The 21,167-nt window shown below is 64.1% G+C and carries 19 protein-coding genes; 16 read left to right on the forward strand and 3 right to left on the reverse strand.

The window, feature by feature from the left end; translation table 11 throughout:
* The first annotated feature begins 44 nt into the window (after window positions 1–44).
* From gmd to wecB, 16 genes are read left to right on the forward strand one after another with little or no spacing between them, the layout of a single operon-like run.
* Entirely contained in the window at window positions 45–1,145 is a 1,101-nt protein-coding gene (gmd, locus tag N4261_RS21980; RefSeq protein ID WP_261757382.1) for a GDP-mannose 4,6-dehydratase, read from the forward strand.
* 31 nt (window positions 1,146–1,176) lie between these two features.
* Window positions 1,177–2,592 (forward strand): lipopolysaccharide biosynthesis protein, encoded by a 1,416-nt coding sequence (locus tag N4261_RS21985; protein ID WP_261757383.1) that lies wholly within the window; start codon window positions 1,177–1,179, stop codon window positions 2,590–2,592.
* A 54-nt stretch (window positions 2,593–2,646) separates the two neighbouring features.
* Window positions 2,647–4,233, forward strand: coding sequence for a capsular polysaccharide export protein, LipB/KpsS family (locus N4261_RS21990; RefSeq protein WP_261757384.1), 1,587 nt, complete (start codon window positions 2,647–2,649; stop codon window positions 4,231–4,233).
* A gap of 12 nt (window positions 4,234–4,245) precedes the next feature.
* Window positions 4,246–4,968 carry an acyltransferase gene (locus N4261_RS26105; RefSeq protein WP_290428837.1) on the forward strand — a complete coding sequence of 241 codons (723 nt, stop codon included), beginning with the start codon at window positions 4,246–4,248 and terminating at the stop codon, window positions 4,966–4,968.
* A 7-nt stretch (window positions 4,969–4,975) separates the two neighbouring features.
* Window positions 4,976–5,956, forward strand: coding sequence for an NAD-dependent epimerase/dehydratase family protein (locus tag N4261_RS22000; protein WP_261757385.1), 981 nt, complete (start codon window positions 4,976–4,978; stop codon window positions 5,954–5,956).
* Window positions 5,875–7,194 (forward strand): glycosyltransferase family 4 protein, encoded by a 1,320-nt coding sequence (locus N4261_RS22005; RefSeq protein ID WP_261757386.1) that lies wholly within the window; start codon window positions 5,875–5,877, stop codon window positions 7,192–7,194. The genes N4261_RS22000 and N4261_RS22005 overlap by 82 nt, the downstream gene beginning before the upstream one ends.
* On the forward strand, window positions 7,169–8,047 hold the full coding sequence (locus N4261_RS22010; protein ID WP_261757387.1) for a glycosyltransferase: 879 nt from the start codon (window positions 7,169–7,171) through the stop codon (window positions 8,045–8,047). Before N4261_RS22005 ends, N4261_RS22010 begins: the two co-directional genes overlap by 26 nt.
* A complete protein-coding gene (locus N4261_RS22015; protein ID WP_261757388.1) occupies window positions 8,025–9,335 on the forward strand; it encodes an O-antigen ligase family protein in 1,311 nt (436 codons plus the stop codon). Before N4261_RS22010 ends, N4261_RS22015 begins: the two co-directional genes overlap by 23 nt.
* A gap of 15 nt (window positions 9,336–9,350) precedes the next feature.
* The gene (locus N4261_RS22020) at window positions 9,351–10,496 is read left to right on the forward strand and encodes a glycosyltransferase family 4 protein (RefSeq protein WP_261757389.1); all 1,146 of its coding nucleotides are present in this window, start codon (window positions 9,351–9,353) and stop codon (window positions 10,494–10,496) included.
* A 21-nt stretch (window positions 10,497–10,517) separates the two neighbouring features.
* Window positions 10,518–11,657, forward strand: a complete 1,140-nt coding sequence (locus tag N4261_RS22025; RefSeq protein WP_261757390.1) for an N-acetyl sugar amidotransferase — start codon at window positions 10,518–10,520, stop codon at window positions 11,655–11,657.
* A complete protein-coding gene (hisH, locus tag N4261_RS22030) occupies window positions 11,654–12,265 on the forward strand; it encodes an imidazole glycerol phosphate synthase subunit HisH (protein WP_261757392.1) in 612 nt (203 codons plus the stop codon). The genes N4261_RS22025 and hisH overlap by 4 nt, the downstream gene beginning before the upstream one ends.
* A gap of 1 nt (window position 12,266) precedes the next feature.
* The gene (locus tag N4261_RS22035; RefSeq protein WP_261757393.1) at window positions 12,267–13,058 is read left to right on the forward strand and encodes an AglZ/HisF2 family acetamidino modification protein; all 792 of its coding nucleotides are present in this window, start codon (window positions 12,267–12,269) and stop codon (window positions 13,056–13,058) included.
* Window positions 13,055–14,323, forward strand: a complete 1,269-nt coding sequence (locus N4261_RS22040) for a glycosyltransferase family 4 protein (RefSeq protein WP_261757394.1) — start codon at window positions 13,055–13,057, stop codon at window positions 14,321–14,323. Before N4261_RS22035 ends, N4261_RS22040 begins: the two co-directional genes overlap by 4 nt.
* Window positions 14,320–15,186: a dTDP-4-dehydrorhamnose reductase family protein gene (locus tag N4261_RS22045; RefSeq protein ID WP_261757395.1), complete on the forward strand. Its 867-nt coding sequence runs from the start codon at window positions 14,320–14,322 to the stop codon at window positions 15,184–15,186. The genes N4261_RS22040 and N4261_RS22045 overlap by 4 nt, the downstream gene beginning before the upstream one ends.
* A gap of 32 nt (window positions 15,187–15,218) precedes the next feature.
* Window positions 15,219–16,229, forward strand: coding sequence for a polysaccharide biosynthesis protein (locus tag N4261_RS22050; RefSeq protein ID WP_261757396.1), 1,011 nt, complete (start codon window positions 15,219–15,221; stop codon window positions 16,227–16,229).
* 4 nt (window positions 16,230–16,233) lie between these two features.
* Window positions 16,234–17,358, forward strand: coding sequence for a non-hydrolyzing UDP-N-acetylglucosamine 2-epimerase (wecB, locus tag N4261_RS22055; protein WP_261760814.1), 1,125 nt, complete (start codon window positions 16,234–16,236; stop codon window positions 17,356–17,358).
* A gap of 1 nt (window position 17,359) precedes the next feature.
* Here wecB and N4261_RS22060 read toward each other — a convergent pair whose 3' ends face one another.
* From N4261_RS22060 to N4261_RS22070, 3 genes are all read right to left on the reverse strand, one after another.
* Window positions 17,360–19,231 carry a polysaccharide biosynthesis protein gene (locus N4261_RS22060; protein ID WP_261757397.1) on the reverse strand — a complete coding sequence of 624 codons (1,872 nt, stop codon included), beginning with the start codon at window positions 19,229–19,231 and terminating at the stop codon, window positions 17,360–17,362.
* A gap of 90 nt (window positions 19,232–19,321) precedes the next feature.
* The gene (locus tag N4261_RS22065; RefSeq protein WP_261757398.1) at window positions 19,322–19,915 is read right to left on the reverse strand and encodes a sugar transferase; all 594 of its coding nucleotides are present in this window, start codon (window positions 19,913–19,915) and stop codon (window positions 19,322–19,324) included.
* Window positions 19,916–19,980: 65 nt separating this feature from the next.
* Window positions 19,981–21,156, reverse strand: coding sequence for a DegT/DnrJ/EryC1/StrS family aminotransferase (locus tag N4261_RS22070; RefSeq protein ID WP_261757399.1), 1,176 nt, complete (start codon window positions 21,154–21,156; stop codon window positions 19,981–19,983).
* Window positions 21,157–21,167 lie beyond the last annotated feature (11 nt).

Here is a 21,167-nt window from a genome sequence, read left to right on the forward strand (position 1 = left end):
ATCCGTCCGGCCCTCATTTCCCCGCTTACATCGAACGCGCTGCCATGAATCAAAAAGTCGCTCTCATCACAGGCATCACCGGCCAGGACGGTGCCTACCTCGCAGAGTTCCTGCTGGACAAGGGCTATATCGTCCACGGCATCCGCCGTCGCGCTTCGCTGTTCAATACCGACCGCATCGACCACCTATACCAGGACCCGCACCTGCCCGACACGCGGCTGTTCCTACACTACGGCGACATGACGGACTCCTCCAGCCTGGTCCGGATCATCCAGCAGGTCCAGCCCGACGAGATCTACAACCTGGCCGCACAGTCGCATGTGCACGTGAGCTTCGAGGAACCCGAGTACACCGCCAACTCCGACGCCGTCGGTCCGCTGCGCATCCTGGAGGCGATCCGCCTGCTGGGCCTGCAGAAGAAGACCCGCTTCTACCAGGCCAGCACCTCCGAGATGTACGGCCAGGTGCAGGAAATACCGCAGAAGGAGACCACGCCTTTCTACCCGCGCAGCCCGTACGGCGTGGCCAAGCTCTACGGCTACTGGATCACGGTGAACTACCGCGAGTCATATGGCATGTACGCGTGCAATGGCATCCTGTTCAACCATGAGTCCCCGCTGCGCGGCGAGACCTTCGTGACGCGCAAGATCACCCGCGCGCTGTCCCGCATCAAGCTGGGCCTGCAGAACTGCCTGTACCTGGGCAACATGGACTCGCTGCGTGACTGGGGCCACGCCAAAGACTACGTCGAGGCGCAGTGGCTGATGCTGCAGCAGGACACGCCCGAGGATTACGTCATCGCCACCGGTGTTCAGTACAGCGTGCGCGACTTCGTTAAGGCTGCGGCCAAGGAACTGGAGATGACGCTGCGCTGGGAAGGCAGCGGCGTCGATGAGAAGGCTTACCTGGTCGACACGGCCGGCGGCGAACGCGTCGTCGTGGCGGTGGACCCGCGCTACTTCCGGCCGGCCGAGGTCGAGACGCTGCTTGGCGACCCCAGCAAAGCAAAGAAGCAGCTGGGCTGGGAGCCGAAAATCAGCTTCGAGGAGCTGGTGCGCGAGATGACCCGTGAGGACCTCGTTACGGCGCAACGCGACGAACTGGTCAAGGGGCATGGCTACAAGGCGCTGAACGCGCACGAGTGAGCCCCGGCACGCTCGAAGACTTCCCGCCACGATGGATACCCGCCGCCTGCTTTCCTCCGCCGCGCTGTACGGATTCGCCGACATGGCCGTCATTGCCGTGGGGGGCTTCCTGCTGCTGCCGATGTACACGCGCAGCCTGACGCAGGCGGAGTTCGGTCATTTCGTCGCCGTCCGCGCCAACATTGACATCTTCACGTACCTGCTTCAGTTCGGCATCCCGTCGGCATTGGGTCGCCTTTACTTCGACCACAGGAAGGTGGGCACGGAGCGGGAGTTCATCAGCGCGCTGGTCTGCTTCTTCGGACTGCTGTTGCTGGGCACCTGCGGGGCGCTGGCACTGGCCGGCCGGGCGCTGTGGAGCGGGCTTTCGCCCGCGGTCCCGATCACACCCTACTTGCCGCTGAGCGTAGCCATCGCAGCGTTAGGTTTCCTCAGCGCGCTCAGCGTCATCTGGTTGCGCATGCAGGGACGCGTGGTCGCGGTCGTGTCCCTGCAGGTCGGCGGCGCGGCGCTGATCGCCATCGTCGCCACATTGATGCTGCGATTCTTCCATTGGGGCTTGACCGGCATCCTGCTGGCATTGCTCGCGGGATCGATGCTGTCGGCCGGTGCCCTTCCGGTGATGTTGGGCAAGTCCTTCCGGCTGGCCTTACCGCGTGCCTGGCTGGCCGAAACGCTAAGGTACGCCGTCCCCATCCTGGTTGGCTACGTCGCGTACTTTCTGCTAAACCGCGCCAGTACGTTGATCCTTCAGCATCACGTGCCAGCAGAGGAACTGGCTGTCTTTGGCCTGGCACAGCAGCTTTCGATGGTGGCCGGCATCGCCTGCTCGTCGTTCGGCATGGCCCTGCAGCCGGCTGTCTACGGGGCCGAGGCGGACCAGGTGCCCAGCATGATCCATCGCGCCACCCGCATCCTGGCGTTACTCATGCTAGCGGTGTGCGCGGCGCTGATGATCTTCGCGCAGGAGATCTTCGCCCTCGTCGCCCCGCGCGGCTACGCGGGCGGCCTGACGCTGCTGCTCATTCTGGTGGTGGCCAACTTCAGCAACACCTTCACCCTGATGTCGGACACGGTGCTGCTTTACCACCGCCGCCCCAAGACCTCCGTCGCCGTCTCCATCCTCAGCGCCATCCTGGCGATGCTCCTTGGACTGGTGCTGATCCCGGAGCATCACATCCTGGGGGCGGCCGTCGCCACCTGCGCCGCCTTCGGCAGCCGGATGCTGGTGAGCCAATGGATGGCCCGCCGGCTCACAGGACAAAGCGACTTCGCCTTGATGGCGACATCGCTGACGGCGCTCGGCGCCATCGGCGGCGGCGCCCATTGGCTGTCGGCCCAGGGCTGGCCGCTGGCGATGCTCCTGGCCGCCAAGTTCGCCTTCTCGGCCGCGCTGGCCGGAACGCTCTTTGTCATCCATCGCAGGTTGTCAGCGAGTCATGCGTAACCTATTAGACCGCCCATCGGCCCACCTGCCCCCCTTCTCCGCTGGAGCTTTGGCATGACCGCCAAGAAGAAAACCTTCAAGAACCGCGTCGGCGAATGGCTGGGCATCAATCCACTACGCTGGTTGGACAGCGTGCGCCACATGCACGCACTGGTGGATCAGACCGAGGCGCAGCACGCGCGCCACCTCGCTTCCGGCTCGCAGCAGCGCACGATCGCACTCGTGGTGACCGTGTGGCTCACGACATGGGTGCCTTGGTATGCGGTGCTGATGGGTCTGCTCCTGAGCGTGCGCGGCAACCGGGTCGTGTTCATCCATGACGACCTGCCGTTCAGCGACGCGCCACGGGTAGCCTCGATCGTGCGCCACTTCATCCGTCGCGTGATGCGACGGCTGGCCGCGAGATACAAGGTGATCAACTTGTCGGACTTCTTTCGTGACGGCACAGCACTCTCCGATGAAGCGCTCGCTCGGATCGCCCGGCTCGCCGAACTCAACGCCGTGCACAAGCTGCGCGGTGAGACCTTGACCGAAGGCCGGTCGGCCTACGAAACCCTCGTGCGCAAGCAACTGCGCCGCGCCCTCCCGGCGATCGAGCGAGTCGTGAGCGAACACGACTTCGATGCCATCGTGATGCCTGGTGGCGTGTACGGCACCAGCGGCCTGTGGATAGCCGCCGGGGAGGCGCGCGGCGTGCGTGTCTCCACCTACGATGCTGGCGCGGGACTGGTGTTGCTCGCCGCCCGCGGCATCGCGGCCCAGTTGCAGGACATCCCGGACGCTTTTGCCCGCGTGAAGCAGGACGCGGCGTCCCCGGCCCGGGAGGCAGTCATGCTGACCTTGGCGCACGCCGAGATCGAGAAGCGCCACAGCGGGCGCAGCTCTTTCAACTACCAACAGTCCTCGGGTGTCGCCGATCCGCTGGATCCCTACAAAGGTGCCATCCTAATCGCCTTGAACTCCTCGTGGGACCAGGCCGCCCTGGGCCTACACGTCGTCTTCAAGGACAGCGCCCAGTGGATCGTCGAGTCGGTGCGATGGATCCTTGAGCACACCGACGCGAAGGTCGTCGTCCGCCAGCATCCAGCCGAGCGGTTCGATCTGGCCCGCACGTCGGACGACTACGGTGCCCTGCTGCGGCAGGTCTTCGGAGACCACGAACGCCTGTTCTTCATCGCCGCGGCGAATCCGCTCAACAGCTACGACTTGCTGTCGGTGTCATCGGCCGTGCTCGCCTACACCTCGACTTTCGGCGTCGAGGCCAGCGCTCTGGGAAAGCCGACAATCACCGCCTCGAGCAGCTACTACGCCGACCTGGGATTCGTCTGGTCCGCCAAGTCGCGCGAGCGTTACTTCGAGCTGCTGGGACAAGCCGCCCGCGGGCAGTTGACGGTCACGCCGGCGATGGCGCGCGATGCGCTGCTCTGCTACTACACGACGCAGGTCTGCAACTGGAACTTCACCCATTTCAACCCGGTGAGCGATGATTTCTTCATGCGCCCGATGGCGGACCTGTTGGCTGCGCCGGACGTGGACGTGATCCTTACCGTGCTCGAGACCGGAACGCCCTCCGCGGTGCTGAACCACGAGCACCAGCTGCGTAAACAGCTGCCGACCGGCGACACGGTCACTCACGCCTGAGGGCCAGGGGAAATGCTCCAAGCCCTGAAACGAATCGTGCGACGCCATGTGCCCGTCCTCCTGCGCGAACGGATCTCCCTGTGGCGCCAGCGCGGGCCGTTGGCGCTGGGCCGGGGATCGCACGTGCACTGGTCCGTCCAGATCCTGGGCCGCCGCCACGTTCGGATCGGCGAGAACAGCGGCGTCTCGGAACGTTGCTGGTTGAACGTGAACCATCCCTTGCCAGGCGGTTTTGCGATCACGATCGGCGACCACACCTTCATCGGCCGGGACAATTTCATGAGCTCGGGCCGCTCGATCCGGATCGGCCACTACTGCCTGACCACGCTGGGTTGCAAATTCATTTGCAGTACCCACATTGCAGACACGCCGAACTCGCCAATCATCGCCACCGGTACGACGGCGGCGGACGAGATCCGAGTTGGGGACAACTGCTTCTTCGGCGTAAACGCCATGGTGCTGGGGAATGTCGACATCGGCCACGGCTGCGTGATCGGCGCGGGCGCGGTGTTGACGGCGGACGTGCCGCCGTTCAGCTTGGTCATCGGCAACCCGGCACGCGTGATCAAGCACTACAGCTTCCGGCGAGGCGCCTGGATCGCCGTCGACGCGCTGCAACCGGGCGACATGGACGACAACCCCGACGCCTTGACCTACCTGGCCCGACTGCGTTCGACGCATCCGCAGGTGGACATGCCCTGGGTCGCCCTGGGCGCCGACCTCGGCAGCCTCTGAACCCGGTATGAAGCAGACTTCCCTCACTCCTTCCCCGACAGTGCTCATCACAGGCGGTGCCGGTTTCCTCGGCCAGGCGTGCGCAAGGCGCTTCCGCGTGGCGGGCTGGCGCGTCGTAGGCCTCGGCCATGGCCGCTGGACCGACGACGAAGCCCTCGCGGCCGGCTACGACCGCTGGGTCAATGCTGGTGTGACGGCCAAGGTGCTCGACGGCCTGGCCGATCTCGGCCAGGATCTGCACGCCGTGGCCCACTGCGCCAGCAACGGCTCAGTTCCGTACTCGCTGGAACAGCCGCTGGATGCCTACGAGCGCACCGTCGGCAGCACGGTGGTGTTGCTGGACTACCTGCGCCGGCACGCGCCGACGGCTGTAGTGCTGTATCCGTCGAGCGCGGCGGTCTACGGTGCGGCGCCCGACCGGCCGCTGCACGAGACGGACGCCCCCAACCCCGTCTCACCCTACGGCTTCCACAAGCAGATGGTGGAGACGTTGCTCGCGGCGCATGCCACCTGCTTCGGTCAACCGGCGGTCGCGGTGCGCTTCTTCTCCATCTACGGCCCCGGCCTGCGCAAGCAGTTGCTGTGGGACGCGTCGGGCCGGCTGCTGTCGGGCGAGTCGCCGCTAACCTTCTTCGGCACCGGCGAGGAGACCCGCGACTGGATCCACGTCGACGATGCCGCGGCGCTGATGCTGCGCCTCGCCGAGCGCGCCAGGGGCGAGCCCACGGGTCCGGTCCGCCTGGACATTGTGAACGGCGCGTCCGGCGAGCGCGTGACGGTGCGCGAGGTATTGGAACGGCTCGCCCTCGCGCTCGGTAGTTCCGCGGAGATCTGCTTCAACGGCACCGTCCGCGCTGGCGATCCACGCTTCTATCACGCAGCCATCCACCGCATGCATGCCGCAGGATGGAGCACATCGATCACGCTGGACCAGGGCCTCGCCGCCTATGCCCTCTGGGCGCGCAACGCCCACCTACCCGCCCCATGACTGCCTCGACGCCTGTATCCACATCGTCCGAAAAGCCGCTCCACGTCGGCTTCTGGTTTGATTTCGGTCTCGCTTACGCCGGCGGCCTGAACTATTTCCGAAACCTGCTGCATGCAGTGCATGCCGCAAGGCCTGCCCACGTCCGCGTCACGCTGTTCGTTGGCAGGGACATGACGCCAAAGCTGTTGGCGGAGTTCCAGGCCCTCGCCGAAGTCGTGCAACTCGACATCCTCACCCGGGGCACCGTGCCCTGGTTCTTCCATCGGCTGGCCTATCGCGGCCTGCGCTCACAGGTCTTCGTGGAGCGCGAACTGCGCCGCCACGGGGTGGACGTCTTGTCCCACCCTTCGATGGTCGAACGACTGAGCCCGCGCTTCCGTTTGATTTCCTGGATCCCTGATTTCCAGTACCTGCATCTGCCCCACCTCTTTCCCGGCCTCGACGTCGGGCGCCGCAGCGCCGACCTGCGCGCGCTGCACCAGCACAGCGACGCCGTGGTCGTCAGCAGCCAAGACGCGTATAAGGACTTTGCTCAGGTGATGGGCGAGCCCCGGCCAGCCCGCACCCATGTGCTGCCCTTCGTCTCCCAGTTGCACCTCGGGGCCACCAGCCCCCAGGCGACGCGCGCGCTGCTGGACAAGCACGGGCTGCCGGAGCGCTTCTTCTTCCTACCCAACCAGTTCTGGGCTCACAAAAACCATCGTGCCGCGTTCGAAGCGGTTGCCCAGCTCAAGCGCGAAGGCCTGGACGTCACGCTGGTGTGCACCGGCTGGGTCAAGGACCCGAACGGCAATACGCTAGCCCAAGAGGCCCTTCGCGTCCGCGACGAGCAGGACCTGCACCAGCACGTTCGGCTGCTAGGCAGCATCGACTACGCCGACGTGCAGGGCCTGATGCGTGCCAGCGTCGCGGTGGTCAATCCGTCCTTCTTCGAAGGCTGGAGCAGCAGCGTCGAGGAGTCCAAGTCCATGGGCAAGCCGTTAATCGCCTCCGACCTCGCCGTGCACCGCGAGCAGGCCCATCCCCGGGCCGCCTATTTCGACCCGAAGGACTCGTCCGCGCTGGCCGCGCTGCTGCGCCAAGCCTGGGCCGAACTGCCCGGCGGGGTCGATGAGGCCGCCGAGGCAACCGCTAGAATCGCCCTGCACCGGCGGACCGTCGAGTTCGGCCAGCGCTACCTGCAGATGCTGAGGGCCGTGGTCGACGCACCGCGTGCGCCCCGCCACACCTCCCGCTGACCGGTTACCCATGTCTTCCGACCTTGGCTTCGTCGTCCTGAACTACGTCAACCACGACGAAACGGTGCGTTGCGTCGACAGCATCCTCGCCTTGAAGGGTGATGCACCGGTTGTCGTGGTCGACAACGCCTCGCCGAATGGCGCGTTCGACGTGCTTGCTCGGCATTTCGCCGGGCATGCCCGGGTCAGCGTGCTTCAGTCGGGACGCAATGGTGGCTATTCTGCAGGCAACAACGTCGGCATCCGCGCGCTGCGGGAGAGGGGCATCCTCAACGTCGTGATCGCCACCAGCGACACGCGCGTCGAATCGCCCGATCTGGCTGCGCGTTGCTTGGCCGCGCGCGACGCCGGTATTGCGGTGGTTGGCCCGTATGTGCGCGGCGACGAACCCGGTTCTGACAACCCGATGCTGCGACGCCTGACGCTGCAGTACATCGCGGCCATCCATCTGGGCAAACTCTGGACGGCGATGAAGGCGGTGGCACTGGGCACCATGCTCAAGCCCCGTGCCACACGAACATCGGATCCGTCCGGCAAGGACGCGCCAGCCGGGATCTCCGACGTCTACATGGTCCACGGCTGCTTCTTGTTCCTGTCCGAACACTATCTGCGCGACTTCGGCGAACTGGACGAGGACATCTTCATGTATGGCGAGGAGGACCTGATCGCCTTCAACTGCGTCCGCCGCGGCCTTCGCGTGGTCTACGACCCGCGCATGGTGATCTATCACGGCGATGCCAAGAGCACGAGCCCGGGCGAGTTCCGCCTGCGCGCGGTCGCGGCATCGATGGCCACGCTGCGCCGCAAGATGCGCTTCAGATCGCTGCTTCATGCATACCTCCGTTCTCACTGAATTGCCTCAGCCGGCATCCACGCCCGGCCTGCACCTGAAGAAGCTGCTGTTGCTGGCGGCCTGCGGCTCACTGGGCTTCTATCCGCTGCTGGAGCAGTTCATTGCGCCGGTGCTGGTGCTGTCATTTGCGCTGGTCGCCCTAGTGGCCGGTGTCGGCCTGTTGCATCGCCGGCTGCGCCTGCCATATACCTTCATGTTCAGCATCTGGGCGGCGCTGCTGGTCGTCTACGTCGGCTGGTCTTGCGTCGCGCTCGTACACGGCAATCCGAACCAGTACATCGTCACCGATTCAGCCGGCTTCCTGCTCTACATCTTCGTGCTGCCGGTGCTCTACCTGCTAGTCACGCAGTACGGCCTGCAGCGGTCGTTCTTCAGGATGATCGATCAGCTCTCGATCGCGATCGCGGTGCTCAGCGTCACTCTTGCCGTCGGATTCTTCGTGATCTTCGGATCGGTCGAGACCGACTCGCTACTGCTGGTCAACGCCTTCCTTAAGGGACTCGGCCTGTCCTGGAAGATCGACAGCAACTCCGGCGCGCTAGGTCTCTATACCAACATTGCCCACCTGATGATGCTGGGTCTGGCTCTGTCGCTGTACCGTTTCTCACTGACGCAGCGACGTCGGGAACTGATGTTGTCGCTGATGTACGTGATCGCGTTGCTTTTGGACGGCCGCCGTGCCCTGGTGATCGCCACCGCACTACAACTGCTCATCGTCACGCCCAAACTGCTGATGACCTTGCCGCCCCGGCCCCGCCGGCGCTTGGTGCTGGGTTCGCTGCTGGCACTGATACTCGCCGTCGGGGCCAACCTCGACTGGATACAGCAGCGTTTCGAGTTCTCCGACAACGACATCTCCTCGGCCGAGCGCTATGCCCAGATCCCGGCCCTGCTGGACAAGATCGCCGAGAATCCGGTTCTGGGCGGAGGTTTCGGCACCGTCGCCGCTTACATCCGCAGCGACGAGCGCCCGTTCAGTTACGAGGTCGACTTCCTCGCCACGCTGATGAAGCTGGGCCTTGTCGGCGGTGCGCTGTATTTCGGCAGCTACGTCTTCAGCGTGCTCCAGGCGCGCCGCATCCGCGATCCCCTGGGGCTGTTCCTGATGTCCGCGGGTTTCCCTTTCCTCTTCTACATGGGCACCAACGGCAACCAGGCGATGTCTACCGACAGCGCGGTGTTCCACGTTTACCTGTTCCTGCTGATCGCCTTCGCTTGCGAGCATCGACACGCAAACGTACCGACCCCGTCGGCCGCCCGGCTGCAGCAACCGCTCGCGCCGACCTGAGCCGCCATCCACGTCATGCAGACCGTCCTGATCTTCGTCCCCAACTATTTCCCCGGCTACATGTCCGGCGGCATCGCGCGCACGGTGCTGAACACGGTCGAGTGGCTGGGCGATGAGTTTTCGTTTCTCATCGTCACGCGCGATCGAGACCTGGGCTCGGACCAGCCCTACGACCTGCCCCGCGGCAAATGGGTGCCGATGGGTCGCTCCCACGTGCGATACCTCGCGCCGGACGAGCTGGGCCTTTCCGCCCTTGCCGATCTTGTCAACGGCACACCGCACGACATCCTTCACCTGAACAGTTTCTTCGACCCCATCTTTACCATCAAGCTGCTGCTGCTGATGCGACTCGGCCGTATCCAGCCGCGGCGCGTCGTGATGTCGCCGCGCGGCGAGTTCGTCGAAGGACCGCTACGCATCAAATATCCGAAGAAGAAACTCTACATTGAACTCTCGCGTTTGGCCGGCTTTTACGGCCGTAACATGCGATGGCACGCTTCGAGTCCGCACGAAGCGCAAGGCATCGTGAAGGCGATGCGGCTGCCGGGCGAGCGCGTGAGATCCGCCATCGACCTGCCGATTCGCGACGCCGCCGCCTTTGCCTCCGAATCGCCGCCGCAGTCGCGACTGCGGGTCGTCTTCCTATCACGCCTGACCCGCGAGAAGAACCTCGACGGCGCGCTGCGCATCCTGCAGCGCGTGCGCAGTGAGATCGACTTCGACATCATCGGCCCGCAGGAAGACCCAGCGTACTGGTCCGAATGTGACGCCCTGCTGAAGCAGTTGCCCCTACAGGTCCATGCCCGCTACCTTGGACCCGTCGCACCCGAGGAGGTCTTCCAGTGCCTGGCCGGCTACGACGTGTTCCTGTTCCCGTCCCACGGCGAGAATTACGGCCACGTCATTGCGGAATCGATCGCCGTCGGCACCCGCGTGCTGATCAGCCAGAACACCCCGTGGCGCGACCTCGCGACCGACGGCGTCGGCTGGGACCTTGCCCTCGCCGACCCCGACGCCTTCGCCCGAGTGCTGGACGAACTCGCGGACCAGCCGCCGGAGGCGCGTGCCGCCGTGCGCCCTGCCGTGCGACAGGCCGCCGCCGCACGCCTGTCCGACCCCGTCGCGCTCGAAAACAATCGCACCCTCTACTCGACCATCTGAATTTCCCAGGGACTGTCCGCCGTGTCACAACAGAACTACCGCATCTGCGCCAACTGCATCATGGACACCAGCGATGCGGGCATCAGCTTCGATGCCCGCGGCTGGTGCGACTACTGCAACAACTATCACGACAACATCCTGCCGAACTGGCACACGGACGAGCGTGGTCAAGCCGAGATCGACACCATGGTCGCCAAGATCCGCAAGGATGGTGAGGGCCGTGAGTACGACTCGCTGCTGGGCATCAGCGGCGGCGTGGACAGCTCCTATCTGGCCTATCTAGCCAAGGAGAAATTCGGGCTGCGCCCCTTGATCTTTCACGTCGACGCTGGCTGGAATTCGCAGCAGGCGGTTCACAACATCGAGCGGATCGTCGAAGGCCTCGGCCTGCATCTGCACACCGAGGTGATCAACTGGCAAGAAATGAAGGACCTGCAACTGGCGTATTTCAAAGCACAGGTACCCCATCTGGACACGCCGCAGGACCACGCCTTTTTCGCCTCGCTGTACAACTTCGCGGCCAAGCACAAGATCAAGTACATCCTCAACGGCGGAAATTACTCCACCGAGTGCGTGCGCGAGCCGCTCGAATGGGCCTATCACGCCTCGGACCTCGTGCAGCTCAAGGACATTCACAGCCGGTTCGGCAAGCGTCCGCTGAAGACCTTCCCGCTGTCGGACATCTTCACCTACAAGCTCTACTACCGCTACATCAAGGGCGTGCAGGTCTGGCGGCCGCTGAACTGCGTGCCTTACATCAAGGACGAGGCTATGCAGCTGCTAATCGACAAGTTTGGCTGGCAGAAGTACGCCCACAAGCATTACGAGTCGCGTTTTACGCGTTTCTACGAAGGCTATTGGCAGCCGACCAAGTTCGGCTATGACAAGCGCCGCGCCCATTTCTCCAGTCTGATCCTGACCAATCAGATGTCGCGCGACGAGGCACTGGAGAAGATTGCCAAGCCCGCCTATGACGAGGCCACGATTGCGCAGGACTTCGAGTACATCGCCACCAAGCTCGATATCTCGGTCGAGGAACTGCGCGCCCTGCACGACGGCCCAAACAAGAGCTGGCGCGATTACAAGTCCCGCCAGGGTTTGATCGACCTGGGTACCAAGGTCATGCGCGCGGTCGGCGTTCAGCGGGCGATCATCCGATGATCAAGATCATCGATTACGGCCTGGGGAACATCTTGGCCTTCCAGAACATGTACAAGCGGCTCAACGTCCCGGTGGGGCTCGCGAAGACGGTAGATGACCTGGAAGGCGCCACACGCCTGATCCTGCCGGGCGTGGGTGCCTTTGACCACGCCATGGAGGAATTGGAACGTTCTGGCATGCGTTCTCGCCTAGACGATCTGGTGCTGGGCAAGAAGATTCCTGTGTTGGGCATCTGCGTCGGTATGCAGATGCTCGCCGAACGAAGCGATGAGGGTGCGCGGGCGGGGCTCGGCTGGATCCGTGGCGAAGTCAAAGGCTTCAAGGGCCTGAACCAGCCTGACTTGCTGCTCCCGCACATGGGATGGAACGATGTGCATCCGGCCGCTGACCACCGCTTGTTCACCCATCTGACCACCGACGCGCGTTTCTACTTCCTGCACTCGTTCTACTTCGAATGCTCGGATCCAGCGCATGTTGCAGCGGTATCGAGGTATGGCAAGGAGTTCAGTTGCGCCGTCAGCGCCGGTAATATCCACGGCGTCCAGTTCCACCCGGAGAAGAGCCACCATTTCGGCGCCCAGCTCCTGAAAAACTTCTCGGAGCTCTGACATGCTGCGTCCCCGCATCATTCCCTGCCTGCTGGTCCACGACGACGGCCTGGTCAAGACCGTCAAATTCAAGGACCCCAAATACGTGGGCGACCCGATCAACGCGGTCAAGATCTTCAACGAAAAGGAAGCGGACGAGCTGATCGTCCTGGACATCGACGCCACCGTGCAGGGCCGCGAACCCAACTTCCGCCTGATCGCGCAGTTCGCGGCGGAGTGCCGCATGCCGCTGTGCTACGGCGGAGGCGTGCGTACCGTCGAGCAGGCCAAGCGCATCATCGGCTTGGGCGTTGAAAAGGTCGCACTGAGTGCCGCCGCCGTTGAAGATCCGATGTTGATCTCGCGCATCGCCGCCGAAGTCGGCAGCCAGAGCGTGGTGGTTGTGCTGGATGTGAAAAACAGCCTGTTCGGCAAGCAAGAGGTCTGGACACACAACGGGCGCAAGAACAGTGGCAAGTCCCCGGTGGAGCTTGCCAAGGACGCTGAGCGCCTGGGTGCCGGCGAAGTGGTCATCAATTCGATTGATCGCGACGGCCAGATGAAGGGCTATGACTTGGCCCTCGCGCGCAAGATCCGTGACGTCACCCGATTGCCGATGTCGGTACTGGGCGGCGCGGGTTCGCTGCAGGATATCGGCGAGTTGATCAAGGGCTGCGGTGTCGTCGGCGCGTCGGCCGGCAGCTTTTTCGTCTTCAAGGGCCAGTACCGTGCTGTACTCATCAGTTACCCTTCGCCGGAGCAGAAGGATGAACTTCTGCGTGCGTCGTTACCGGCCTCCGCAGCACGCGCATGAGGGTGTTGATCCTGAGCCAGCATTTCTGGCCTGAGACGTTTCGCATCAATGAAGTCGCGGAGTCGCTGATGGCGGCCGGCTGCGAGGTGACCGTGCTCACCGGACAGCCCAACTATCCCGAGGGTCGTGTCTTCGATGGCTATCGAGCCACGGCACTGACCGTCGAGACGCACCCGGCCGGCTATCAGATCCACCGCGTGCCGCTTTACCCACGTGGTATCGGCGGCGCCAAACGGCTCGTCGCGAACTACCTCTCCTTCTTGGCGGCCGCCTCGGTACTGGGCCCGTGGTCGTTGCGTGGCCAAGCGTTCGACATCGTCTTCGTCTACGGCACCTCCCCCATCCTCCAGGCCATCGCCGGAATCGTGCTCAAGCAAATCAAGCGCGCGAAACTGGTGACCTGGGTGCAGGATCTGTGGCCGCAGAGTTTGGAGGTCACCGGCTTCGTCCGCAATCCACGCCTGCTCGCCCTCGTGGCGACGGTGGTGCGCTGGATCTACCGGCGCCACGACCTGCTGTTGGTACAGTCACTTGCCTTCGAGCCGCCGGTCCGCGCGATGGCCGGCAAGACGCCTGTCGAATACCACCCGAATCCAGGCGAGGTCGCGTTCAGTTCGCCTACGGGCAGCGCGCCGCCGGCGCTCGCGCTGCCCGACGGTTTCAACGTCGTCTTTGCCGGAAACTTTGGCACCGTACAGGCACTGGAAACGGTCGTCGAGGCCGCATCGGTGCTAGCGGATCATTCTCCGGACATCCGCATCGTGATGATCGGTAGCGGCAGCCGGGGCCCATGGCTGGAAGCGGAAATCGAACGGCGCGGGCTGCGCAACCTGATGCTGGCGGGACGCTTTCCGCCGCAGGCGATGCCAGGCCTGCTCGACCAAGCCGCCGCAGTGTTGGTCAGCTTGAACTGTGGCGAGATTCTTTCGCAGACCGTGCCGAGCAAGGTCCAGGCGTATCTCGCCGCCGGCCGGCCGATCATTGCCTCACTTGACGGAGAGGGGGCCCGCGTTGTCGAGGAGGCAGGCGCCGGCATCGCAGTACCAGCCGAGGATGCCACCGCGCTGGCCGAAGGCATACTTCGAATCCATGGTCTTGCGCCGGCCGCGCGAAGCGCCATGGGAGAGTCCGGCAGGCGGTATTACGAGCAACACTTCGCGCCGGAAGCGCTAGCCACCAAGTTGGCCGCCCGCTTCCAGCTGTTGGCGGCCGGCTCGCGCGGCGACAGGTCGTTCAACGACGCAAAAGACAGACATTCGACATGACTTCTCCACTCCACATCCTGGTGATCGGGGCCTCCGGCATGCTTGGCAACGCCGTGCTGCGCGTGTTCGCCGAGAGCGACGGCTACCGGGCGTTCGGCTCGGCGCGCTCGGGTGCACTGCTGCGCAAGCTGCCCGCCCCCGTCCATCCGAACATCATCACCGGCATCGACGTCGACAATCCCGACAGCTTGGCGCGCCTGTTCGCCACCTCGCGGCCGGATGTCGTCATCAACTGCGTCGGTCTGATCAAGCAGTTGGCGGAAGCGGATGATCCACTCGCCGCGATCCCGATCAACGCCTTGCTGCCTCACCGGCTGGCGCGCCTTTGCGAGGTGGCCGGCGCGCGGCTCGTCCACATGAGCACCGACTGCGTCTTCTCTGGCAAGACCGGCAACTACCGCGAAGGCGACACGCCCGACGCGACCGACCTCTACGGCCGCAGCAAGCTGATGGGCGAGGTGGACTACCCTAACGCCGTCACGCTGCGCACCTCCATCATTGGCCACGAGCTCGACAGCGCGAATGGCCTGGTTGGCTGGTTCCTGTCGCAAAGTGGCGCTATCAAGGGCTTCAATCGCGCCATCTTCTCCGGCTTGCCGACGGTAGAACTGGCCCGGGTGATCCGCGATCACGTACTGCCGCACCCCGAGCTGCGCGGTCTTTACCACGTGTCGGCCGCCCCCATCGACAAGCACGCGCTATTGACGCTGGTTGCTCAGGCTTACGGCCGCGATACCGTGATCACGCCGGACGATCGCCTCGTGATCGATCGTTCGCTCGACTCCTCCCGCTTCCGCGAGGCAACCGGCTACCAGCCGCCGGCCTGGCCCGAACTCGTGCAGCGGATGCGCGCGTTCGGCTGAACCCCGCTTTCACCGACGACCCGATTCCGACCATGTTCAAAGACAAGACACTCCTCATCACTGGTGGCACGGGCAGCTTCGGCAATGCCGTGCTGCAGCGCTTCTTGCACTCTGACTTCTCGGAGATTCGCATTTTCTCGCGCGACGAGAAAAAGCAGGAAGACATGCGCATCGCGTTGAAGAACGACAAGGTGAAGTTCTACATCGGTGATGTGCGTGACTACGACGCGATACACGACGCCCTGCGCGGTGTCGATTACGTCTTCCACGCCGCAGCGCTCAAGCAGGTCCCATCCTGTGAGTTCTATCCGATGGAGGCGGTACGCACCAACATCGTCGGCGCCGAGAACGTCATCCGGGCGGCGATTGCCAACGAGGTGAGCCGCTGTGTCGTTCTCAGTACCGACAAGGCCGTTTATCCGATCAATGCCATGGGTATGTCCAAAGCGATGATGGAGAAGGTCATGATCGCGAAGTCGCGCCTGTGCGATCCGGGCAAGACGGTGTTGAGCGCCACCCGCTACGGGAACGTGATGGCCTCCCGTGGCTCGGTGATACCCCTGTTCCTGGACCAATTGCGCGCGGGCAAGGCGCTGACCGTGACCGATCCAGCAATGACACGCTTCCTGATGTCCCTAGAGGAGTCGGTCGACCTGGTGCTCTATGCCTTCGAGCATGCGCGGCCGGGTGATATCTTCGTGCAGAAGGCGCCGGCTTCGACCGTCGGTGACCTGGCACAAGCGCTGCGAGAACTGGTCAAGTCGCAAAGCGACATCAAGGTCATCGGCACCCGGCACGGCGAAAAGCTGTACGAGTCGCTGGTCTCTCGCGAAGAAATGGCACGCGCCGAGGACCTGGGTGGCTACTACCGCATCCCGGCAGATTCGCGCGACCTCAACTACGACAAGTACTTCGTGCAGGGCGAAACCGAGATCTCCCGCATTGAGGATTACACCTCCCACAACACCCACCGACTGGACGTGGCTCAGGTCAAGGAAGTCCTGTTGAAGCTGGACATCGTGCAGGAGGCGCTCCGTGCTTAAGGTGATGACAGTCGTCGGCACTCGGCCGGAAATCATCCGGCTGTCGCGCACGATCGACAAGCTGGACCACTACTGCGAGCATGTGCTGGTCCACACGGGCCAGAACTACGATTACGAACTGAACGAGGTCTTCTTCAGCGACCTCGGCATCCGAAAGCCCGACCACTTCCTGGAAGCCGCTGGCGCCACGGCCGCCGAGACCATTGCGCAGGTCATCATGAACGTCGACAAAGTGATCGAGCTGACGCGCCCCGACGCGATACTGATCCTGGGCGACACCAACAGTTGCTTGGCCGCGATCGCTGCAAAGCGCCGTAAAGTGCCTATCTTCCACATGGAGGCCGGCAACCGTTGCTTCGATTTCCGGGTTCCAGAAGAGATCAACCGCCGCATCGTCGACCACACTGCCGATATCAACCTGACTTACAGTCAAATCGCGCGCGACTACCTGCTGCGCGAGAACCTGCCACCTGATCAGGTCATCTGCACCGGCAGCCCGATGCGCGAGGTGATCGAGTTCTACCGTGATGGCATTGAGGCATCGGACGTGTTGGTGCGGCAGGACTTGAGTGCCGGCAAGTATTTCGTGGTGAGCGCTCACCGAGAGGAGAACGTCGACTCCGCGGAGAATCTTCAGCGCCTGCTGACGTTGCTGAACACACTCGCTGAGCGCTATGACGAGCCCGTGATCGTCTCCACCCATCCCCGAACACGTAAGCGCCTGGAGCAACTGGGCGACGCGCTGCGAGTGCATTCCCGTGTGCAGTTCATGAAGCCGTTCGGTTTCCTGGACTACGTCCACCTCCAAACCCGTGCCCGTGCGGTGCTTTCGGACAGCGGCACCATCACTGAAGAATCGTCGATCCTGAACTTTCCTGCCCTGAATCTGCGCGAGGTCCACGAGCGGCCAGAGGGCGTCGAGGAAGCGGCGGTCATGATGGTTGGCCTGGACGTGGGGCGTGTGATGGATGGCCTGCGCGTGCTCGAGGACCAACCCCGTGGCGACGAACGCCTCCTGCAACTCGTCAAGGACTACGCACCGGCGAATGTTTCTGACAAGGTGCTTCGCATCATCATCAGCTACACCGACTTCGTGAACCGAAAGGTCTGGAAGAAGCCTCAGGGCTGACTCAGGACCGCCCGCTGTAGCTCAGGGGCAGCCGAGCAAGCAGGTTGCGCGTTTCGGCGCCCTCGCGCCGGGACTGCCCGGCAGCGAGTTCCGCCAGCAGCTGCAGCACGTCGCCCCCCCCCGCCATCTGGTCGCCAAGAAGCGCAATACGCAACCTGGCAATGCGCGTCGGCAGCGTCGTGTCCTCATCGCCCAGAAGCTCTTCGTAGAGCTTCTCACCCGGGCGGAGGCCGGAGAACTCGATCGGAATATCGCGCAAGTCCTTCCCACTCATCCGAATCATCGTCCTCGCCAGATCCACGATCTTCACCGGCTCGCCCATGTCCAGCACGAATACCTGGCCACTCTCTCCCATCGTCCCGGCCTGCACCACCAACCGCGCCGCCTCCGGAATCGTCATGAAGTAGCGCGTGATCTCCGGATGCGTCACCGTCACCGGCCCGCCCTTCGCAATCTGCTCCTTGAACTTCGGAATCACGCTCCCACTCGACCCGAGCACATTCCCGAACCGCACCGCCATGAACCGCGTCGCATGCCCCTGCCCGGCCATGTGGCTGATGACCAGCTCAGCCGCACGCTTGGTCGCTCCCATCACGTTCGTCGGATTCACCGCCTTGTCGGTCGAAATCAACACAAACCGCTCCGCCCCGCATTCCGCCGCCGCCAGGCACGCGTGATACGTGCCCAAGGTGTTGTTGCGCAATGCCGCCCAGGCGTTCTCCTCCTCCATCAGCGGTACATGCTTGTAGGCCGCGGCATGGAAGACGATCTGCGGCTGGTATTTGCCGAAGACGAACTTCAGATGCGGCAGGTCCTTCACATCACCAATCAGCCGCACCAGCGGAATGTGCGGAAACTTCTCGCCCAGCTCCTGCTCGATCGAATACAACGCAAACTCGCTCAGCTCCAACAGCACCAGGCGTGACGGCCCATACCGCGCCACCTGCCGACACAGCTCCGACCCAATCGACCCCCCCGCCCCGGTGATCAACACCGTCTTGCCACCGATGCACTCGCTGATGCCGCCTTCATCCAGCTGCACCGGCTCCCGCCCCAGCAAGTCCTCCGGCTCGATGTCCCGCACCTGGTTCACCGCGCGGCCCGCCAGCAGCTCCTGGCTGCTCGGCACCGTCAGCACCGGCAGCCCGGTCTTCCCCGCCAGGTCCAGCGCGCGGCGGCGCTCCAGCGTGGTCGCCGCCGGCATGGCCACGATCACATGGGTGATGCCATGCAGCTCCGCAAACCGCGGCGCCTCCTCCAGCGTCCCCAGCACCGGAACGCCCGCCACCCGCGCGCCGCGCTTCTCGCGCACATCATCCAGATAGCCCACCACCACCCAGCCCTGCTGATGCTGGATGCCCGCCACCAGCAGGCGCCCCGCATCGCCCGCGCCCATCACCAACGCACGTCGCTGCTCCAGCGCGCTGCCGCTGATCCGGCTGCGCATGTGCTCATACAACATGCGGTAGCCCATGCGCATCGTCGACAGCGCCATCAAGGTGAAGACCGGATGCAGCGCCAGCACCGCGCGCGGCACTTTGGTCAGCTGCGCCATCAGCACCGCCACGGCCGCAATCAGGCCGGCGATGATGCACACCGCCGCCAGCCGCTTCACCTCGCCAAAACCGCTGAAGCGCCACATGCCCTTGGGCACATGGAAGAGCTTGAGGAACAGGCCGTAGAGCACCACGATGCCCAGCATCACCCAGTGGTCGTAATCAGGCCGGGCCTCGAACCAGCGCTCGAAGCCCAGTCGGAACAGATAGGTCGCCTGCCATGCGAGCGCCACCGCCGCCATGTCCAGCGCCAGCGCCAAAGCTTCGCGGTAGGGGCGGATCCGCGTCAGCGACGCATCAAGGGACAACCAGTTCATCGCGTACTCTTCATCTCTCTTGATCGCTCGATCGCTCGACGGCTCCATCGCTCAATCTCGTGATCGCTTGTTCTGTCGGACTCGCTCGGCTCATGCCTTGAGCGCGCCCAATGTCGCCAGGATCAGTCGGATGTCGCCACCCAGGCTGGCGTTGCGCACATAGTCCGCCGCCAGCCGCAGTTTCATCGGCATGACGACCTCCACATACTCGCGCTCCGGATCCTCCGCCTGCGCCAGCAGTTCGCTCTCATTCCGAAAGCTCAACGATGCGGGATCAGTGATGCCCGGGCGAACCGACAACACGATCTCGCGCAGTTCCGCCGGATACAGCGCCACATACCGCGGCACCTCCGGCCGAGGCCCGACCAGGCTCATCGCACCACGCACCACATCCCACAGCTGAGGCAGCTCATCGATCTTGCTCGCCCGCAGCAGCCGACCGCTGCGGGTGATGCGGGCATCGGCACCCACCGTGATCTGCGGTCCGAGGGACGGCGCGTCCACCCGCATCGTCCGGAACTTGTGGATGAAGAAGGGCCGGCCACCGCGCCCCACCCGCTCCTGCCGAAACATCACCGGACCCGGCGAGTCGAGCTTGATCCATGCGGCCACCAGCAACAGCAGCGGGCTGAGCAACAGCAGGCCGATGCCGGCACAGAGCAGGTCGAACAGTCGTTTGGCCATGAATGCGAATCGCGCGGAGACAGGACGAAAGGAAACCGTTGAAGGGCAGCAGAACCCGACGACGTTCAAGCAAAGCCGAGGCTACGCCGAACGGCATCGATGACGCGCTCGACTTGCTCGTCGGTCATCGCCGTGTAGAGCGGAATGCTCACCGTGCGCTCATAAGCGCGTTGGGAATGCGGGAAGCGCTCGGCGGTCAGGCCGTACTGCTCCCGCCAGTACGGATGCTGATGCAGCGGCACGTAATGCACGCTGCAGCCGATGCCCAGCGCAAACATGCGTTCGATGAATTCGTCCCGCGTGACCTCCGCCTCATCCGACAGGCGCAGCACGAACAGGTGCCAGCTGTGGGTGTCGCCTTCCGGCGCTTCCGGTGGAAGGATCAGCGGCAGATCGACCAGCGCCTGCAGATAGCGTTGGGCGATCTGCTCGCGACGACGCTGGAAGGCCGGCAAGCGCTTGAGCTGGTGCAAGCCCAGCGCGGCAGCGATGTCGGTCAGGTTGTACTTGAAGCCGGGCGCGACGATCTCGTAATACCAGCTCGGCACCTTGGCGGTGAAGCGGTCGAAGGCATCGCGGTTGATGCCGTGCAGCCGCATCACGCGGGCCCGCTTGGCCAGCTCCGGATCCCGGGTCACCAGCATGCCGCCCTCGCCGGTGGTCATGGTCTTGTTGGCATAGAAGCTGAACACCGTGGCATTGCTGCCCATGGTGCCGATCAGTTCCTTCTCCAGCGTGGTGGGCAGCGCATGGGCGGCATCCTCCACCACCTTCAGCCCGTGCTTGCGCGCGATGTCCAGCAGGGTCAGCATGTCCACCGCCAGGCCCGCGTAATGCACCGGGATGATGGCCTTGGTGCGCGGCGTGATCGCGGCCTCGATCTGGTCGATGGCGATGTTCAGGGTCTGCGGGTCGATGTCCACCAGCACCACGTCGGCACCCAGATAGCGCACCACTTCAGCCGTGGCCGTGAAGGTGTGGGTGGTGGTGATGACCTCGTCGCCGGGGCCGATGCCCAGCGCTTCCAGCGCCAGATGCAGACCGGCAGTCGCCGAGTTCACCGCGATGCATTCGATCTGCGGCTCACCCAGGTAGTTAGCGAACGCCTGTTCGAAGCGTTTGGCCTTCGGGCCGGTGGTGACCCAGCCGCTGCGCAGGGTGTCGACGACCTCGGCGATCTCCTCCTCGCCGATTTCCGGCAGGGCGAAGGGAAGGAAGGGCAAGGGGGAAGGTTCGCTCATGGGTTCGCTCT

It is taken from the genome of Roseateles amylovorans, from assembly GCF_025398155.2.
GTDB lineage: Bacteria > Pseudomonadota > Gammaproteobacteria > Burkholderiales > Burkholderiaceae_C > Roseateles > Roseateles amylovorans.

What these genes read in the sequence shown, in the direction of transcription:
- gmd (WP_261757382.1), top strand. Translation starts at nt 45, where the DNA reads ATGAATCAAAAAGTCGCTCTCATCACAGGCATCACCGGCCAGGACGGT.
- N4261_RS21985 (WP_261757383.1), top strand. Translation starts at nt 1,177, where the DNA reads ATGGATACCCGCCGCCTGCTTTCCTCCGCCGCGCTGTACGGATTCGCC.
- N4261_RS21990 (WP_261757384.1), top strand. Translation starts at nt 2,647, where the DNA reads ATGACCGCCAAGAAGAAAACCTTCAAGAACCGCGTCGGCGAATGGCTG.
- N4261_RS26105 (WP_290428837.1), top strand. Translation starts at nt 4,246, where the DNA reads ATGCTCCAAGCCCTGAAACGAATCGTGCGACGCCATGTGCCCGTCCTC.
- N4261_RS22000 (WP_261757385.1), top strand. Translation starts at nt 4,976, where the DNA reads ATGAAGCAGACTTCCCTCACTCCTTCCCCGACAGTGCTCATCACAGGC.
- N4261_RS22005 (WP_261757386.1), top strand. Translation starts at nt 5,875, where the DNA reads ATGGAGCACATCGATCACGCTGGACCAGGGCCTCGCCGCCTATGCCCT.
- N4261_RS22015 (WP_261757388.1), top strand. Translation starts at nt 8,025, where the DNA reads ATGCATACCTCCGTTCTCACTGAATTGCCTCAGCCGGCATCCACGCCC.
- N4261_RS22020 (WP_261757389.1), top strand. Translation starts at nt 9,351, where the DNA reads ATGCAGACCGTCCTGATCTTCGTCCCCAACTATTTCCCCGGCTACATG.
- hisH (WP_261757392.1), top strand. Translation starts at nt 11,654, where the DNA reads ATGATCAAGATCATCGATTACGGCCTGGGGAACATCTTGGCCTTCCAG.
- N4261_RS22035 (WP_261757393.1), top strand. Translation starts at nt 12,267, where the DNA reads ATGCTGCGTCCCCGCATCATTCCCTGCCTGCTGGTCCACGACGACGGC.
- N4261_RS22040 (WP_261757394.1), top strand. Translation starts at nt 13,055, where the DNA reads ATGAGGGTGTTGATCCTGAGCCAGCATTTCTGGCCTGAGACGTTTCGC.
- N4261_RS22045 (WP_261757395.1), top strand. Translation starts at nt 14,320, where the DNA reads ATGACTTCTCCACTCCACATCCTGGTGATCGGGGCCTCCGGCATGCTT.
- N4261_RS22050 (WP_261757396.1), top strand. Translation starts at nt 15,219, where the DNA reads ATGTTCAAAGACAAGACACTCCTCATCACTGGTGGCACGGGCAGCTTC.
- wecB (WP_261760814.1), top strand. Translation starts at nt 16,234, where the DNA reads ATGACAGTCGTCGGCACTCGGCCGGAAATCATCCGGCTGTCGCGCACG.
- N4261_RS22060 (WP_261757397.1), bottom strand. Translation starts at nt 19,231, where the DNA reads ATGAACTGGTTGTCCCTTGATGCGTCGCTGACGCGGATCCGCCCCTAC.
- N4261_RS22065 (WP_261757398.1), bottom strand. Translation starts at nt 19,915, where the DNA reads ATGGCCAAACGACTGTTCGACCTGCTCTGTGCCGGCATCGGCCTGCTG.
- N4261_RS22070 (WP_261757399.1), bottom strand. Translation starts at nt 21,156, where the DNA reads ATGAGCGAACCTTCCCCCTTGCCCTTCCTTCCCTTCGCCCTGCCGGAA.